Consider the following 15,045-nt stretch of genomic DNA (forward strand, 5'->3'; position numbering starts at 1 on the left):
ATAATCCACCGGCACCTGACGCGCCCGCACCCCACGCCCAACAAACTCCGCCACCCCCCCCCCCCCCCCCACCCCCACCCCCCCCCCCCCCCCCCGCGCCCGCCCCCCCCCCCCCCCCCCCCCAAAACCCCCCCCCCCCCCCCCCCCCCCCCCCCCCCCCCCCCCCCGCCTCGACACGGGCGTAGAGCCGGTCGATGAATTCCTGCTCCTTCTGCAATTCGACGTTTTCGCGAGTTGACAAAATCGCTCCCTGCCGGATATGGTGTTGCTTAGTGGCCCCCAGTGAGGGGCCTTTTCTGTGGGCACACAGAAACATCCAATATACGTGAGGAAATCCCCGGTCCGCAATTGAGGGCCGGGGATTTCCTGTGCGCGGCGCCGTCACCCGGGGCCCGGTCCCCCGGTGACGGCGTGACCCACCCCGCGCCCCCGATGACCTGCCCGTATGACACCTGTCATGCCTCCCCGTTACAGGCGTCATACGGACTCGATGACACACCGCACTGCCGCCCGGCCCCGATCGCCGGGAGTGTGGAAGGCATGAACACCGTCATCGAAACCGTCGGACTGAAACGGAGCTACCGGGACTTCGACGCCGTACGCGGCATCGACTTCACGGTCGCCCGCGGAGAGCTGTTCGCCCTGCTGGGCACCAACGGCGCGGGCAAGACCTCCACACTCGAACTCCTGGAGGGCCAGGCCGTCCCCACCGGCGGCACGGTCCAGGTGCTCGGCCGTGACCCGTTCCGCGACCGGGCCGCGGTGCGGCACCGCATCGGTGTGATGCTCCAGGAGGGAGGCTTCCCGCCGGAGCTGACGGTCATGGAGACCGTACGGATGTGGGCGGGCTGCACGAGCGGCGCCCGCCCCCCGGGTGAGGCACTCGAACTGACCAGCCTGTCCGGCCGGCGCGACGTGCGGGTCAAGCAGCTCTCCGGCGGCGAGCGCCGCCGCCTCGACCTCGCGCTGGCACTGCTCGGGCGGCCCGAGGTGCTCTTCCTCGACGAGCCGACGACCGGCCTGGACGCCCAGTCCCGCCGCGACACCTGGGACCTGATCCGCGAACTGAAGCTCCAGGGCACGACCGTGCTGCTCACCACGCACTACCTGGAGGAGGCCGAACAGCTCGCCGACCGGCTGGCGATCATGCACGAGGGGCTGATCGCCACCACCGGACGGGTGGCCGACGTCGTCGCCGAGCGGCCCTCCCGGATCAGCTTCCGGCTGCCCCCGGACCGCTTCCTCGGCGAACTCCCGCCCCTCCCCGCGATGGGAGTCGTCCGGCACTCCACCGAGGAGGACGGCACGATCCGGCTGGAGACCCGGGACCTGCAGCGCACCGCCACGGAACTGCTCGGCTGGGCCCAGCACACGGGTGTCACCCTCCAGTCCCTCGACGCCCGGTCCGCATCACTGGAAGAGGCCTTCATGGAGATCGCCAAGGGCCTGGAGAAGGAGGAGACACGATGACGACGACCGCGAGCGTGACACGACCCGACACCACCGCGCCCGCGCGGAGCGGTGCCGCGGCCCGGCTGGCCGCCCTCGGCCGCGCGGAGCTGACCCTGCTGATGCGCAGCAGGGCCGCACTGGTCACCGCCCTGCTCGTGCCCGCCGTCACGGCGTTCTCGATGCGGAGCATGGTCAAGAACCTGGACCTGGGCGGCACCGGCCTGTCGATCGCCACCGTCCTGCTGCCCGGCTCGCTGGGCCTGGCACTGTTCTTCTCCGTCTACTCGAACCTGGTCGGTGTCTACGTCACCCGACGGGAGAGCCTCGTGCTCAAGCGGCTGCGCACGGGTGAGGTGCGCGACTGGGAGATCTTCGCCGGCGGAGCCCTCCCGGCCCTGATGCTGGCCCTGGTGCAGAGCGTGCTGCTGATCGTCGGCCTGACCGTGGTCCTGGACGCCCCCGCACCCGTGGCACCGCACCTGGTGGTCCTCGGCCTGCTGGCGGGCGGGGCACTGCTGGTGGCCGCGGCCGCGCTGACCGCCGCGGTCACCCGGACGGCAGAGAGCGCGCAACTGACGTTCCTGCCGTTCTGGCTGCTGAGCATGGTCGGCTCCGGGATGTTCGTACCGCGTGGTGTGATCCCCGGCGTGGCGGGTGACATCAGCGCCTGGCTGCCCTTCTCCCCGGTGATGGACCTCCTGCAGGGCGGCTGGACCGGCAGCCTCGGCGGGGTGGACCAGATCCGGCTGCTGCTGGCCGCTCTGGCCTGGACAGGTGTGGCGGCCCTCGGAGTGCGGCAGTGGTTCCGTTGGGGCCCCCGCGGCTGACACCGCGGGATCGGGTGCCCCGCGCCGACGGACGAGGAAGGTGGGGACCATGAGCACCATGAGCGTGGAGGACTGGGTGGAGAGGCTCGGCGGCCCCGACGGCCCCAGCCAGTACCGCCGTTACGCCGTGAGCAGCGTCGGGTTCCTGTCCGTCAGCGAGATCGGCCTGTGGACGGTCTGGAGCGTGCGGAGCGACGCCGCGGCCCCGGTGCTGGCGACCGTGGCCGTGCTGGGCGTGGTGCACGCCGGCGTCCAGCTCCTGCTCTGGCGCGCCGCCCTCCACCACTACCTCGCGGTCGGCTCCCGGCCCTACCTGCTCGTCGTGGCGTACACGGCCCTGACCGCGGCCATGGCCGCACTGGGATGTGTGCTGCTGTCGTCAGGCCGCATCCAGGACGGCGACCTGACGGCCTACCTGGTGTGGCTGCTGATGTTCTACGCCGGACCGCCCGCACTGGCGCTGCGGCTCGGTGCGGGAGCGGCACTCGTGGGAGCCGTCTCGGTCGCCTCCGTGGCGGGAAGCGTCGTGGCGGGACTGACAGGGGGGAACCTGGGCCTCCTCATCGGAGCCACCGTGGTCATGGTGCCGTTCATGGCCACCGCGTCCATGGCCTCCGGCTGGGGCGTCCGGCTCGTCGAGGAACTGGCCGCCGCACGCGAGACACAGGCACGCCTGGCCGTCGCCGAGGAACGCCTGCGCTTCGGCCGTGACCTGCACGACGTCCTGGGCCGCAACCTCGCCGTCGTGGCGCTCAAGAGCGAACTGGCGGCACAACTGGCCCGGCGCGGCAGGCCCGAGGCCGTCGAGCACATGGAGGAGGTGCAGCGCATCGCGCGGGAGTCGCAGCGGGAGATCCGCTCGGTGGTCCGCGGCTACCGCACCGCCGACCTGCACACCGAACTCGCCGGAGCGCGCTCCGTCCTGGAGGCCGCGGGCATCGACTGCCGCATCGAGTACGGACCGGCGGCCCGACTGCCCTCCGACGTGCAGTCGGCCCTCGGCTGGGTGGTGCGCGAGGGGACGACGAACGTCCTGCGCCACGCACAGGGCGCGTCCAACTGCACCCTGTCGCTGCGCACGGCGGGCCCGGCCGAGGCCCTGCTGGTGATGGAGAACGACGGCGCGCCCGAGGAGCCACCCGGCGCGGGGACAGGACTGTCCGGGCTGAAGGAACGCCTCGCCGGACTGGGCGGAACACTGAACACCGAACAGCACCCCGGCGGGCACTTCCGCCTCACCGCACGCGTCCCCTGGGAGGACGGAGAATGATCACGGTCCTGCTCGCCGACGACGAGCACCTCATCCGGGGCGCGCTCGCCTCGCTCCTCACCCTGGAGGACGACATCACCGTCGTCGCGCAGGCCGGGACCGGCGACGAGGCCCTGGCGATGGCCACGGCGCACCGCCCCGACGTCGCCGTGCTCGACCTCCAGATGCCCGGCATCGACGGGGTGGGGGTCGCCGGCCGACTGCGCGAGTCCGTGCCCGGGTGCGCCGCGATGATCGTCACCAGCCATGCCCGGGCGGGAGCCCTGAAGCGCGCGCTGAGCGTCGGGGTGCGCGGCTTCGTACCCAAGACGGTGTCCGCGCACGACCTGGCGCAGATCATCCGCACCGTCCACAGCGGCGGCCGCTACATCGACCAGGAGCTCGCCGCCGACGCCATCGCCGCGGGCGAGTCACCGCTGACACCCCGGGAGGCGGAACTCCTGTCGTACGCCGAGGACGGCGCGCCGGTCGCGGACATCGCCGCCCGTGCCTCGCTGTCCAGCGGAACGGTCCGCAACTACCTCTCGGCGGCCGCGATGAAGCTCGGCGCGGAGAACCGCCACGTCGCGGCCCGCATCGCCCGGGAGCACGGCTGGCTCTGAGGGCACCTCCGCGTGCCGCACGGGTGCGGCCTGGTCCGCGGGCTGGTCGTCGGGGGCTGGTCCGTGCGGTCTGGACTGTGGGGCTGGTCCGTGCGGTCTGGACTGTGGGGTCTTGTCCGCGCGGCCCGGCCCGTGGGGTCTGGTCCGCGCGGCCGGTGGGCAGGACGCGGTGTCCTGCCCACCGGCAGCCGGGTGGCAGGCGGCCTCAGGGGGCGACCGGGCAGTAGTCCTGTGGGCAGAACGACTCCGCCGCCACCGAGGCCGACTCCGCGTACGTGGCGTCCCACTCGTCCTCGGGCCCGGCGACGAGAACCACCCACCGCACCCCGTCCTCGGCGACGAAGGCCCGGAGCAGCGACTGCCGGACCGTCCCGTCGTCACGCGGCACGAGGTACTCCAGCTCAGCGGCCTGCGATCCGTCGGCGGGCTCCAGCTCGTCCAGTCGCAGACGCTGGTAACCGGCGGCCTTCCCCACCAGCCGGTCCGTCTCCTCCAGGGCGGCGTACGGCGTGTAGTCCGGCTCGGAGATCTGGTAGACCTGCAGGAACCCCTCCCCGCCGTCCGCCTCGTAGAAGACGACGGTGCCCTCCGGGCGCGGGTCCTCCCGGCGCTGCCAGCCCTCCCTGACCTGCACGCCGAAGCCCTCGGTGTCCTCCTCCACGACGAAGCCGGGCGGCGGCTCCTCCGCGGTGGGGGACGCACTGCCGACGTCGACCTCCTCCGTTGCGGTTGTGTCGGTGTCCGGGGTGGTCGTGCTCTCCTCGGTCCCGCCGGGGGTCGCCTCCGCGGACGCCTCGGTGCCCGGCTTCTCGTCGTCGCGGAACAGCAGCCGTCCGCCCCCGAAGGCGACCCCGCCCACCACTGCTACGGCCACCACGACGGCCGCGACCCGAAGGCCCCGCTCCACGGCGTGCGGCTGCCCGGTGTCCGGAGCCGGAGAGGGCTGCCACAGCTGCCTCTCGGCGTCCCACCCCCTCATGACAGCATTCCCGTGATCACCCCGGAGGCCACCCCGGCAGCCGTCTGCCCGCCGACAGACCCGGCCGCCCGGCCCGCCAGGGCTGCCAGCCGCCGCAGCCGGCCCGGTTCCACCCCGCCGGTGGTCTCGATGTCCCGCTCGGCCTCGGCCGCCTCTGCCCGGAGCTCACCCGACTCGCCGCGCAGCAGTCGCAGCGCGTCGACCAACTGGGGCGTCGCCTCGATGAACCGCTCGGACCGGTCGGTGGCCTTCGCACCAGGGCCCGACGCCGCCGCGCCCCCGGTCATACGGCCGATGGAGATGCCACCCGCCACCGGAGGCACCACGGGCGGCGGCGTCACGGCCCCGCCGAGCGGCCGGCCGATCCGCCTGCCGGCGTCCTCGGCCTCCGCCCGCCGCCCGGCCGCGAGAGCCCCGCCGTCGAACTCACCGACGGCGATGCCACCCGCCGGATCCGCGCCCGCCGGCTCCTCGGCGGCGTCCCGCTCCCGGTCCGTACGCTCGGCCTCGTCGCTTGCGCCCATGTCCCCGCTCCCCTGCTCGCTCGTTCGCTGTCCCCACGGTGCCCACGGTGTTCGCCCGGCCGGTCACCGGCCGGGCTGGCGGCCGAGCACCTGTTGCAGGGCACCGTCGGCCCGTGCCCGGGCACCTCGGCCCGTCGCCACCGCGCCACCGCTCATCGTCCCGATGAAGACGCCGCCGTTGCTGACCTGGACGATCTGCTGTTCCAACTGCCCGGTGTCGTGGCCCTTCTCGCTCAGCGCCTGAAGGGCCCCCGTACCGATGCGCTCCTGAATGGTCCGCAGGTAGCGGCTCACATCCATCTGCTGGAGGGGCGACTCGCCGCGCACCGAGGCCAACTCGCGTACGGACGCCGCGGCTCCCTCGGCGGCGAACCCCGGCGTGCGTACGTGTCCGGAGCGGCGCGCCGCCCAGCGCAGAGTGCTGTCCAGCGAACGCGCCGCGGAGAAGGCCGCCGCCACCCCGGCGGCGGGAGCGGTCAGCAGGGCTCGGCCCGCCGCGATCGCCGGGTACGCGCGGCCCCGTTCGACAATGGCGTCGACGAGCCCGAACTCCGGCTTGAGCGGGTCCAGTACGTGTGGGACGACCTCCAGCACCAGCAACTCGCCCTGGGTGTGCACCCGGATCAGCACGGAGACCACCACCTGGTGCTCCCACGCGCTGACGCGGACCCGCAGGAAGTGCCGCCGTGCCTCGCCGCCCTCGCCGACCGAAGCGAGCCTGTGCATCGTCGTCGCGGTCTCCCCGTGATCGACCTCGTGCCTCGGAGGACCGGACGGCAGATAGACCAGCTCGTCGATCTCCACCCCCCGGAGGCGGTCCAGGCCGGACGGCGGTTCCGGAAGCCGCCCCAGGTCGGCCAGCCGCTCCCTGACGCAGTTCAGCACCCCCGCGGCGGTGAGCGGCTCCGAGTCGGACTCCGGCCGGCGGCGCAGGTCCATCACGAGTGACCAGGGCTTCAGCGCGCGACCCGACCCGACGAAGGGCCGGGAGGGTTCGTAGAGGACGATCCCCGAGTTCTGCTCCCTGTCGATGGCCAGGCCGATCTCCCGCAGCCAGTCGGGATCGGTCAGCTCCTCCCGGGGCCGCTGCGCGAACTCCTCGGCGTGGAGCCGGTCGCACATCACCGCCTCGACCGCGCCGCGGTGCCGCCACACGGGGATCACCAGCAGCAGCGGAAAGACCAGGGCCATCCAGTTCGCGGAGGTGTTCCACACGGCGGCGAGCGCCGCCGCCCAGTACAGGGCCAGCAGGATCCGGGGCACGACGGGCGCGAACCTGGCCCAGCCGCCGGCCGCGGGCAGCAGGCCGTCCAGGGAGTAGACGCTTGTACCGCGCCCGGACACGTTCCGGGCCAGCCACAACAGCCCGCTGATGATCGCGTAGTTCAGCGCCCAGACACCGGATCCCGGATACCGCTGGACGCTGTCCCCCTCTTCGAGCACGTCCGTCGGGAGGAAGAAGTCCCGTTCCGTGTAGCTCTGGCCGTACCCGTCGGCCAGACTCCAGGACGTCATCCAGCCGAAGCCGTCTCCGTACAGGTCGGCCAGCCAGAACAGCGTCCACACGAGCGCCACCAGGCCACCGGCCTGTAACTCGAGCCTGCGGGCCCGTAACGCGTGCGCCAGCACGGGGACCACGTCGACCCCGGCCGACGGTGCCACCGCCCTCCCATCGTGCTCGACCAGCTCTTCCACGACGCGGCGCCGGAAGCGCGCCTGGAGATAGGGGCCCGCGCAGAGGAGGCGGGTGGTCCCGGTATGCGAGTACCTGCTGGAGGAGGGCTGCGGGCCGGGCGGCGGATTCGGCTGAGCAGGAACCGTCAAGGTGGCCCCAATTCCTCTGAATAGCCGCGAGTTGCGGCGAATCGATTGTTGTGAGGCGCCAGACTCTAGAGCAACCGATTACAGCGCGCCATGAGAATGCCACAGATCGCATCGGCGGGTGAGCTTCGCGAGGGGCGCGCACACGGCGCGGGAGTGCGCGGCGCCGGCCGGAGCCCGAGCGGGGCCCCGCGGGCAGGAGTTGTGGGTGTCGAGGGCTTCCGTCAGGGCGTCCGGGCGTGCGTCGTCCTGGTGCCGTCCTGCTCGCGCCCCGCCACGAAGTGGTCCTCTTCCTCTGATCCACACCGGAGTGTACGTTTGTACATACTCATCCGGGGGTGACGTCCGCCCGGCCTCGTACTCCGCCTCCGAAAGAGCACGTCACTGATGGACCTGGCCACGCGTCGCCGCCGTACGGCGCTGTTCCTCTTCTTCCTCATACCCGGTCTGCTGATCTCCTCCTGGGTGACGCGGACCCCCGACATCAGGGACCAGCTGGGCGCCTCGACCGCGCAGATGGGGCTCGTCCTGTTCGGCCTGTCCGTCGGGTCGATGCTCGGCATCCTCACCTCCGGGGCGCTGGTTGCACGGTTCGGCACGCGGCCGGTGATGGGCGTGGGCACGGTGCTGATCGTCGTGAGCATGGCCGTCATCGGCTGCGGGGCCCTGCTCTCCTCCGCGCCCACCGTCACCGCCGGGCTGTTCCTCTTCGGCGCGGGCATGGGGGGCGGGGAGGTCGCGGTCAACATCGACGGCGCCGAGGTCGAGCGGATCACCGCCCGGACGGTGCTGCCCACCCTGCACGGGTTCTTCAGTCTCGGCACCGTCGTGGGAGCCACCCTCGGCATCCTGTGCACCGCTGTCGGGTTCCCCGTGCAGTGGCACCTGACCGCCATGGCCGTCGTCACCGCCGGCATGTTCGCGTACGCCTTCCGCGCCATCCCCGCCGGCGTCGGCAGGACCAGGGGCGCGGCCCCGGCCGACGGCGGCACGGCACCGGCCCGGGCGGCGGTCTGGAAGGACCGGCGCCTTCTGCTGATCGGCGGCATCATCCTCGCCATGGCCCTGGCCGAGGGTGCCGCCAACGACTGGCTGCCCCTGCTCATGGTCGACGGCCACGGCGTGGACCCCGCCCTGGGATCGGCGGTCTACGCGGGCTTCGCCGCCGCCATGACGCTCGGCCGCTTCTGCGGCGGCTTCTTCATCGACCGCTTCGGCCGCGCCCCCGTCGTCCGGGCCAGCGCACTGTCCGCGGCCCTCGGTCTGACCCTGGTCATCTTCGCCGACTCACCGGTCCTCGCCGGCGCCGCGGTGCTCTTCTGGGGCCTGGGGGCCTCGCTCGGCTTCCCCGTCGCCCTCTCCGCGGCCGGTGACTCGGGCCCCGATCCGGCGGCTCGCGTCAGCCTGGTGGCGATGATCGGCTACATCGCGTTCCTCGTCGGCCCGCCCGGCCTTGGCTTCCTCGGCGACCACTACGGCCTGCGCTCCGCCATGATCCTCGTCCTCGGATTCGTCGCCGTGGCGGTGTTCCTCGCCCCGGCGATCGGCCCGAGGCGCAAGGCCGTCGCCGATTCGGCGCCTGAGCCCGATTCGGCCCCTGCCCGCGATTCGGCCCCTGCTCCCGATTCGATGCCTGCCCGCGATTCCGTCCGCGCTCCCGATTCCGTCCGCGCCCCCGATTCCGCCCCGGACCTCCGTCCCGACGGGCGCACGTCCACCGACCGGTAGGTGATCGGGCCTGCCAGGTCCTCGGGCCCGTCAGGTGCTCGGCCCCGACTCCGCCGTGGTGTTGCCGGACCGGCCGGGCCCTCAGCGCCGCTTCAGGTGCCGGTCCAGGATCGCCCTGAGCCGGTCCACGTCCGCGGGGCTGCGGGCACCGCGCTTCGGCACGACCGCGATTCCGACCGAGCGCTCGCCGCTCAGCAGCACGAAGAGCCCTGGAGTCTCCAGGTACTCCTTGTGCACCGCCCAGTCGGTGGTGAAGGAAGCCCGCTCACCGGTGCTGACCGCGCTGCGGTCGTCCGCCACCGTGCGGCACTGGCCGTACGGCTCCATGATGCTGGACATCCGGCGGGCCATGGTGCGAAGCCCTCGCACGGTCCCCCAGCAGCCGATCGCGACGACGAGCACCAGCGAGGTGACCCACACGGGCAGGGAGGTGCCGCCGGACACCGAGAAGACGATCACGGCTGCGACTCCCACCAGCGGTGCCGTCAGCGCCTGGACGCGACCCGCCGGGGTCCGGCGGGCTCGTGCGCGGAGTGCCTCCTCGAAGTCCTCCGTCGTCAGCCGGTAGACGAACTCCGCGGACGTGCCGCTGTCCGCGTCGTTCCTCACGACGTTCTCACCTGTGATCTCCATGAGCGGGAATCCTAGCCAGGCGGTGGCCGGCCCCCTCAGTGGCCGTCGGCCTTCGGCGCGAAGGGGCCGTCCAGCGCCGCCCATTGCAGGAGCAGGATGGTCTTTCCGTCGCTGATGCGTCCGTCGCGGGTCATGGCGAGGGCTTCCGCGAAGGGCAGTTCGAGGACCTCGATGTCCTCGCCGTCCTCCTCGAGCCCGCCGCCGGCTCCGGTCCTGTCGGCCGGTGTGTAGGGGGCGGCGAAGAAGTGGAGGCGCTCGGTGACGGATCCAGGGCTCATATAGGCGTCCAGTACGTGCGTGAGCGGGCCGAGGGCGATGCCGAGCTCCTCCGCGCTCTCTCGCCGGACGGCGGTCACCGGGTCGTCCGCGTCGAGGAGCCCCGCGGCGGCTTCGACGAGCATGCCGTCGGGGTGGTCGTTGACGTACGCCGGGTACCGGAACTGACGGGTGAGCAGGACGCGGCGGCGCCCGGTGTCGTACGGCAGGACGACGGCGCCGTTGCCGCGGTCGTAGGTCTCGCGCTGCTGGGTCACCCGGCGCCCGTCGCGGCGGCGGTAGTCGAACGTGGTGCGCCGAAGGACGTGCCAGCCCTGCGAGGTGAGCTCGACGTCGCGGATCACCACGTCCGGATTACGGTCCAGTTCCCGTCCGGCACGGTCGAGGCCCGTACGGCCCCGGTGGTCGGGGGCGTCGATGCCGGGGCGGGTGCTCATGCCGCCTCCTGCGGCGCCCGGAGCGGGATCTGCGCGACGTCGTCGTAGACGGGCAGGCCGCGGCGGCGGGCGGTGGCGACGTCCTGGTCGGCTCCGGCGGAGTCGCCCGGCAGGCGCAACACGGCGTCGCAGTGGGTGAGCAGGCGGTCGGCCGCCGGGTAGAGCACCTGGTCGGCGAGGGGGTCGGTGGGACCCGCGCCGGCCGAGCGCAGGACGGGCAGTGCGATCCACTCGCCGATCACGGGGAGGTGGCCCGCGGCGAAGACCGGCCACGCGGCCGCTTCGAGGCGGGCGAGGTTGTCGGCCATGGCCTGCGGATCGCCATCGGTGCCGGAGCGGTAGGGCCCGGCGATGAGGATGAGCATGGGCTTGTCGGTCATGGCACGCTACGATACATGCAGAAACGTGCAAGAACGAGAGAGAGTGCGCAATGCTGGCTGCTGAACGGCGTGACCACCTGCTGGGTCTGCTCGCCCGCGAGGGCAAGATCGTGGCCAAGGACGTCGCGGCCGACCTGAGGATCTCCGAGGACAGCGTGCGGCGGGATCTGCGCGATCTCGCGAGCGAGGGACTCTGCCAACGGGTCTACGGCGGGGCGCTGCCCGCGTCACCGGCCGTGGTGAACTACCAGGCCCGTCAGACCGTGGCACCGGACGGCAAGCGCAAGGTCGCCAGGGCGGCCGCCGGGTTGGTGCGGCCGGGCGGCGCACTGATCCTCGACGGTGGCACCACCGCCCTCGCCGTCGTCCACGCCCTCCCGCAGGACCTGGCGTGCACCGTGATCACCCACAGTCCGACGATCGCCACGGCGCTGCTCGACCACCCGCAGGCGGAGGTCTTCCTGCTCGGCGGCCGCATCTTCAAGCACTCCGCGGTCGCCTGTGGCGCGGCGGCGGTCGAAGCGGCGCAGAACGTCTCCGCCGACCTCTGCCTCCTCGGCGTCACCGGCGTGCACCCCGATGCGGGACTGACCACAGGTGACGCCGAGGAGGCGGCGATGAAGCGCGCCCTGGCCGCGCGGGCGGCGGACACGTACGTCCTCGCGTCGTCCGAGAAGATCGGCACCGCGTCGCGGTTCCGCGTCCTGCCCTGGGAGGAGATCAGCGGGCTGATCACCGACGCCGGGCCGGGCGACCCGGTGATCGAGCAGCTCACGGGACGCGGCGTCGAGATCCTGGCGGCGGGGTGACGGACCGACGGGTGGGGTGACGGACTGACGGTTGGGGTGGCCGGACCGGCGAGTGGGGTGGCCAGAACGGCGAGTGGGGTGGCCGGACCTCAGCCGCTCTGCCTGGCGATGGGGACCACGTTGATGTTGAACGTATGGGATCCCAGACCGTTCGCGATGCCCATGAAGAGCAGCGCGAAGTGCTCCTGGCCGCGTGCGGTGACGATTCCGCCGATGTCCAGCTGCGAGGACGAGGGCCAGCCGAGGTCGGCGAGCAGCCGGCCGGTGGTGCGCTTGGCTTCGGGGTCGTCGCCGGAGAGGAAGACGGTGCTCGGACCGTCGAGGCCGGCCGGGGCGGTCATCACGGTCGAGTCCATGGTGCACAGCGTCTTGACGACGGGGGTCAGGGGGAAGGCTTCCTGGATCTGTTCCCCCAGGCTGCTGTTGGGGTGGGAGAGCTCGGTGAAATCGTCGGAGAGGCCGACCCCGACGTCGATCAGCAGGGTGCCGGCCAGCGCCGGTGCCCCGATCGAGCGCAGCAGCTCCACGGAGACGGCCCCCGGAGTGGCGTTGACCAATGCCTCCGCGTGGGCTGCCGTCTCACGCAGTCCCTCCACCGGGAGGCCTAATTCCTTCCGTTCCTCGGGCCGACGCGAACCGAGGAGCACATCGTGTCCCGCGGCGCTCCAGCCCCGGGCGAGTGCCTGGGCGACGTTGCCTGTGCCGAGTAGTCCTATACGCATGCCGTGACGCTAACTCCGCACCGCAGCAAGCGAATCGGGCTCCGGACTCAGGCGGAAGCGGGACCTTGGGCGTAGTCCTGAGGCCTCTCGTTCTTCTCCGTCCCGCGGTGACGGACAGCCTCGTCCCGTGCCCCCGGCGGCGCTCAGTGCTCAGCCGCTGTGACCGCAGGGGAGCCCCAGTACGTCCGCCAGCCGGTGCCGGGTGTGGTCGGCAGCCTCCTGCGCGCTGAGTGTGCCGGCATCCACGGTCACAAGTCGCCAGGGCGACCGCGCCAGGAGCCGGCGGGTCAGATCCGACTCGTGGCGGAGATGAGCGGCGGCCGACGCGAGATCGTGGACAGCCCGGGTGCCGGGGGAGCCCGCGAGCTTGTGCACGTACCAGTCGCCCCACGCCTCCCCTTCCCGCTCGATGGCACGTCGCAGCGCGGCCTCCGGGTCGTCATGGACGTACACCACGGTGACCTGGAACGGCTCCACGGCTCGGGCCAGCTCTCCGACGACGTGAGCGATGGAGTCCTCGCTGTGGCCCCACGCCACCAGGGACGGGATGAAGGGAAGCAGGGCATCTGTCACCAGGCGGTCCCGTCCGGCCCGGAGCGACTCCGCGACGTAGGCGCGTGTGCACGCGACGAGGGTCTCCGGGCGGACGGTGCCCGCCCCGTCGGCGAACTCGTCCGCCACGGGCCGGAAGGCAGGCCGCGTGAGGACGTCGGCCTCCTCGAAGTGGTCGACGGAGGCTCCGGTGCCGGTGAGCCACTCGGCCACGGCGCGGCACACGGTGGATTTCCCGACGCCGGGGCTGTTCCCGATGACGGAGACGAGGTGTGCGGTCATGACGGCAGTCTCGCACCGGCTCTGTTCCGTTCGGCTGCGGAACGAAGCAGGGAGAACGCTTGGGAATCAGGTCCGCCCCGAGGCCACCGCACACTCCGCCCAGACCGTCTTCCCCGGACCCACGCGGTCGCGGACACCCCAGCTCGCGGCGAGGGCGTCGACGAGGACCAGCCCACGGCCGCGCTCCTCGACGGCTCCCGGACGGGCACGGGCGGGCCGGGCGGGGTGGGTGTCGGACACCTCGACCCGGATGACGCGTCGGCCGTCGTCGCGACGGAGGAGCAGGGCGAAGTCCCTGCCGGGCACCCGGCCGTGCAGTACGGCATTCGCGGCGAGCTCGGCGACGACGAGCGTGACCGCGTCGTGGTCGTCCGTCCCGCGCGGACACCCCCACTCGACGAGCTGAAGCGCGGCGAGCAGACGCGCGAGGCGCGCCCCGCGCCGGGTGGCGGAGAAGCGCTGCACGAACAGGCGTGTGGAGGCGGGGGAGTGAGCGTGAGGGGCTGGCATGGGCCCCAGCGTGGTGCGGAGCCGCGGCCTCGCGGCAGGCACGGCACCGATACAGATCGGCTTGTACTGGTTCACGCGCTGGACTGGGTGGGTCACGTTACGTAACCATGTGTGACACGCGGTGCGAGTGTCCCGCGAGCGGGCGCAGCGCAGGGGAGAGGTGGCCGGGCATGGCTTCGGACAGCGGCGGCGGGGGACTCTGCGGCGAACCCGAGTCGTCCGACAGCCTCAAGACGTTCGGGGCGGTGCTCAAGGCGCTACGGGACGAAGCCCGCCTGACACAGGAGCAGTTCGCCCATCAGGTGCGGTACTCGGTGGCGTACATCGCCAAGATCGAACAGGGCAGGCGATTCCCACCGAGGGACTTGCTGGACCGCTCGGAGGAGGCCCTGGGGGCGACGGCGGCGCGGGTACTGGCGGCGGCGGCGAGCAGCCTGACGCGGAAGGTGGGCCTGGCGTCGTGGTTCCTGCAGTGGGGCGGCCATCGAGGAGGAGGCGATCACGCTCTACGCGTACGAGTGCCGGGTCGCTCCGGGCTTGTTGCAGCCGGAGCCGTATATCAGAGCAGTGTTCGGCAGCCGCTTGCCGCCGTTGACAGATGACCAACTCGAAACCCAGGTCGCCGCACGGCTGGAACGCCAGCGTCTGTTGACCGAGAAGGGGAACACCGCCTTCGGCTTCATCGTGGAGCAGGCCTTGCTCCACCGTGAGACCGGCGGCCCCGATGTCACGCGCTCCCTCATCGACTACATGCTGATGATGGGCAGTCTGCGCAACGTGGAGATCCAGCTGATGCCCCTGCGGCAGACAGCACATGCGGGGCTGGATGGCTCGATGTACTTGGCGGAGACGCCCGGTCACCAGTGGGTCGGGTACACCGAGGGGCATGACACAAGCGTGCTTGCCACGCACGGGAATCAGGTCAGTTCCATGCTCCAGCGCTATGGCAAGATGCGCTCGCAGGCCCTCAGCCCCGAGGCGTCCGTCAGCCTGCTTGAGCAAATGCGAGGAGCGCTATGACCACCTCTGAACCTGCCTGGTTCAAGAGCAGCTACAGCGGCACCGGCGGTGACAACTGTGTAGAGGTGGCTGTTCGTCCCGAGGCGGTTCTTGTCCGGGACTCGAAAGACACGCAGAGGCACGGGCTGTCGGTCTCCCCCAACGCATGGGTCGCATTCAAAGCGCTCGCAGCTGCCTCGCCAATGTGAAGGGTTGCGTGACTGGGTATCAGTCCTGACCCT

16 protein-coding genes and 1 pseudogene are annotated in these 15,045 nt (G+C 72.0%); 8 read left to right on the forward strand and 9 right to left on the reverse strand.

Annotated elements, in window-relative coordinates; all coding sequences use genetic code 11:
* The first annotated feature begins 540 nt into the window (after positions 1-540).
* The 4 genes from ACIRJR_RS09615 to ACIRJR_RS09630 are packed head-to-tail and all read left to right on the forward strand — an operon-like array spanning position 541 to position 4,151.
* Complete coding sequence (locus ACIRJR_RS09615) at positions 541-1,470, forward strand: ABC transporter ATP-binding protein (protein WP_403776468.1); 930 nt, start codon at positions 541-543, stop codon at positions 1,468-1,470.
* A complete protein-coding gene (locus ACIRJR_RS09620) occupies positions 1,467-2,279 on the forward strand; it encodes an ABC transporter permease (RefSeq protein WP_403776470.1) in 813 nt (270 codons plus the stop codon). Before ACIRJR_RS09615 ends, ACIRJR_RS09620 begins: the two co-directional genes overlap by 4 nt.
* 49 nt (positions 2,280-2,328) lie before the next feature.
* Positions 2,329-3,549, forward strand: coding sequence for a sensor histidine kinase (locus ACIRJR_RS09625; RefSeq protein ID WP_403776473.1), 1,221 nt, complete (start codon positions 2,329-2,331; stop codon positions 3,547-3,549).
* On the forward strand, positions 3,546-4,151 hold the full coding sequence (locus ACIRJR_RS09630) for a DNA-binding response regulator (protein ID WP_403776476.1): 606 nt from the start codon (positions 3,546-3,548) through the stop codon (positions 4,149-4,151). The genes ACIRJR_RS09625 and ACIRJR_RS09630 overlap by 4 nt, the downstream gene beginning before the upstream one ends.
* 205 nt (positions 4,152-4,356) lie before the next feature.
* Here the strand turns inward: ACIRJR_RS09630 and ACIRJR_RS09635 are convergent, their stop codons facing one another.
* The 3 genes from ACIRJR_RS09635 to ACIRJR_RS09645 form a co-directional block, all read right to left on the reverse strand.
* Positions 4,357-5,130 carry a hypothetical protein gene (locus ACIRJR_RS09635; RefSeq protein WP_403776479.1) on the reverse strand — a complete coding sequence of 258 codons (774 nt, stop codon included), beginning with the start codon at positions 5,128-5,130 and terminating at the stop codon, positions 4,357-4,359.
* On the reverse strand, positions 5,127-5,654 hold the full coding sequence (locus tag ACIRJR_RS09640) for a hypothetical protein (protein ID WP_403776481.1): 528 nt from the start codon (positions 5,652-5,654) through the stop codon (positions 5,127-5,129). The genes ACIRJR_RS09635 and ACIRJR_RS09640 overlap by 4 nt, the downstream gene beginning before the upstream one ends.
* 63 nt (positions 5,655-5,717) lie before the next feature.
* Complete coding sequence (locus ACIRJR_RS09645) at positions 5,718-7,478, reverse strand: hypothetical protein (RefSeq protein WP_403776484.1); 1,761 nt, start codon at positions 7,476-7,478, stop codon at positions 5,718-5,720.
* Positions 7,479-7,862: 384 nt separating this feature from the next.
* Between ACIRJR_RS09645 and ACIRJR_RS09650 the strand changes: the two genes are divergently transcribed.
* The gene (locus tag ACIRJR_RS09650; protein WP_403776487.1) at positions 7,863-9,203 is read left to right on the forward strand and encodes an MFS transporter; all 1,341 of its coding nucleotides are present in this window, start codon (positions 7,863-7,865) and stop codon (positions 9,201-9,203) included.
* 81 nt (positions 9,204-9,284) lie between these two features.
* Here ACIRJR_RS09650 and ACIRJR_RS09655 read toward each other — a convergent pair whose 3' ends face one another.
* From ACIRJR_RS09655 to ACIRJR_RS09665, 3 genes are read right to left on the reverse strand one after another with little or no spacing between them, the layout of a single operon-like run.
* A complete protein-coding gene (locus tag ACIRJR_RS09655; protein WP_403776490.1) occupies positions 9,285-9,836 on the reverse strand; it encodes a hypothetical protein in 552 nt (183 codons plus the stop codon).
* 35 nt (positions 9,837-9,871) lie between these two features.
* Positions 9,872-10,549 (reverse strand): NUDIX domain-containing protein, encoded by a 678-nt coding sequence (locus ACIRJR_RS09660; protein WP_403776492.1) that lies wholly within the window; start codon positions 10,547-10,549, stop codon positions 9,872-9,874.
* The gene (locus tag ACIRJR_RS09665; protein ID WP_403776495.1) at positions 10,546-10,929 is read right to left on the reverse strand and encodes a DUF4406 domain-containing protein; all 384 of its coding nucleotides are present in this window, start codon (positions 10,927-10,929) and stop codon (positions 10,546-10,548) included. The genes ACIRJR_RS09660 and ACIRJR_RS09665 overlap by 4 nt, the downstream gene beginning before the upstream one ends.
* Before the next feature lie 50 nt (positions 10,930-10,979).
* Between ACIRJR_RS09665 and ACIRJR_RS09670 the strand changes: the two genes are divergently transcribed.
* Positions 10,980-11,738 carry a DeoR/GlpR family DNA-binding transcription regulator gene (locus ACIRJR_RS09670; RefSeq protein ID WP_403776498.1) on the forward strand — a complete coding sequence of 253 codons (759 nt, stop codon included), beginning with the start codon at positions 10,980-10,982 and terminating at the stop codon, positions 11,736-11,738.
* 89 nt (positions 11,739-11,827) lie between these two features.
* On the opposite strand, the gene ACIRJR_RS09675 is transcribed toward ACIRJR_RS09670, so the two are convergent.
* The 3 genes from ACIRJR_RS09675 to ACIRJR_RS09685 all read right to left on the reverse strand — a co-directional run bounded on the left by ACIRJR_RS09675 (position 11,828) and on the right by ACIRJR_RS09685 (position 13,804).
* The gene (locus ACIRJR_RS09675; RefSeq protein WP_403776501.1) at positions 11,828-12,460 is read right to left on the reverse strand and encodes an NADPH-dependent F420 reductase; all 633 of its coding nucleotides are present in this window, start codon (positions 12,458-12,460) and stop codon (positions 11,828-11,830) included.
* A 150-nt stretch (positions 12,461-12,610) separates the two neighbouring features.
* Positions 12,611-13,294: a hypothetical protein gene (locus ACIRJR_RS09680; protein WP_403776504.1), complete on the reverse strand. Its 684-nt coding sequence runs from the start codon at positions 13,292-13,294 to the stop codon at positions 12,611-12,613.
* Positions 13,295-13,360: 66 nt separating this feature from the next.
* Positions 13,361-13,804, reverse strand: coding sequence for an ATP-binding protein (locus tag ACIRJR_RS09685; RefSeq protein ID WP_403776507.1), 444 nt, complete (start codon positions 13,802-13,804; stop codon positions 13,361-13,363).
* Positions 13,805-13,974: 170 nt separating this feature from the next.
* On the opposite strand from ACIRJR_RS09685, the pseudogene ACIRJR_RS09690 reads away from it, so the two are divergent.
* Both ACIRJR_RS09690 and ACIRJR_RS09695 read left to right on the forward strand, forming a co-directional pair.
* Positions 13,975-14,824: pseudogene (locus tag ACIRJR_RS09690) on the forward strand (helix-turn-helix domain-containing protein).
* On the forward strand, positions 14,821-15,012 hold the full coding sequence (locus ACIRJR_RS09695) for a DUF397 domain-containing protein (RefSeq protein ID WP_403776510.1): 192 nt from the start codon (positions 14,821-14,823) through the stop codon (positions 15,010-15,012). Before ACIRJR_RS09690 ends, ACIRJR_RS09695 begins: the two are co-directional and overlap by 4 nt.
* The last annotated feature ends 33 nt before the right edge of the window (positions 15,013-15,045 follow it).

Origin of the sequence: Streptomyces sp. NPDC102402, from assembly GCF_044765765.1 — a bacterium.
In the GTDB taxonomy this organism is placed as follows: Bacteria; Actinomycetota; Actinomycetes; order Streptomycetales; family Streptomycetaceae; genus Streptomyces.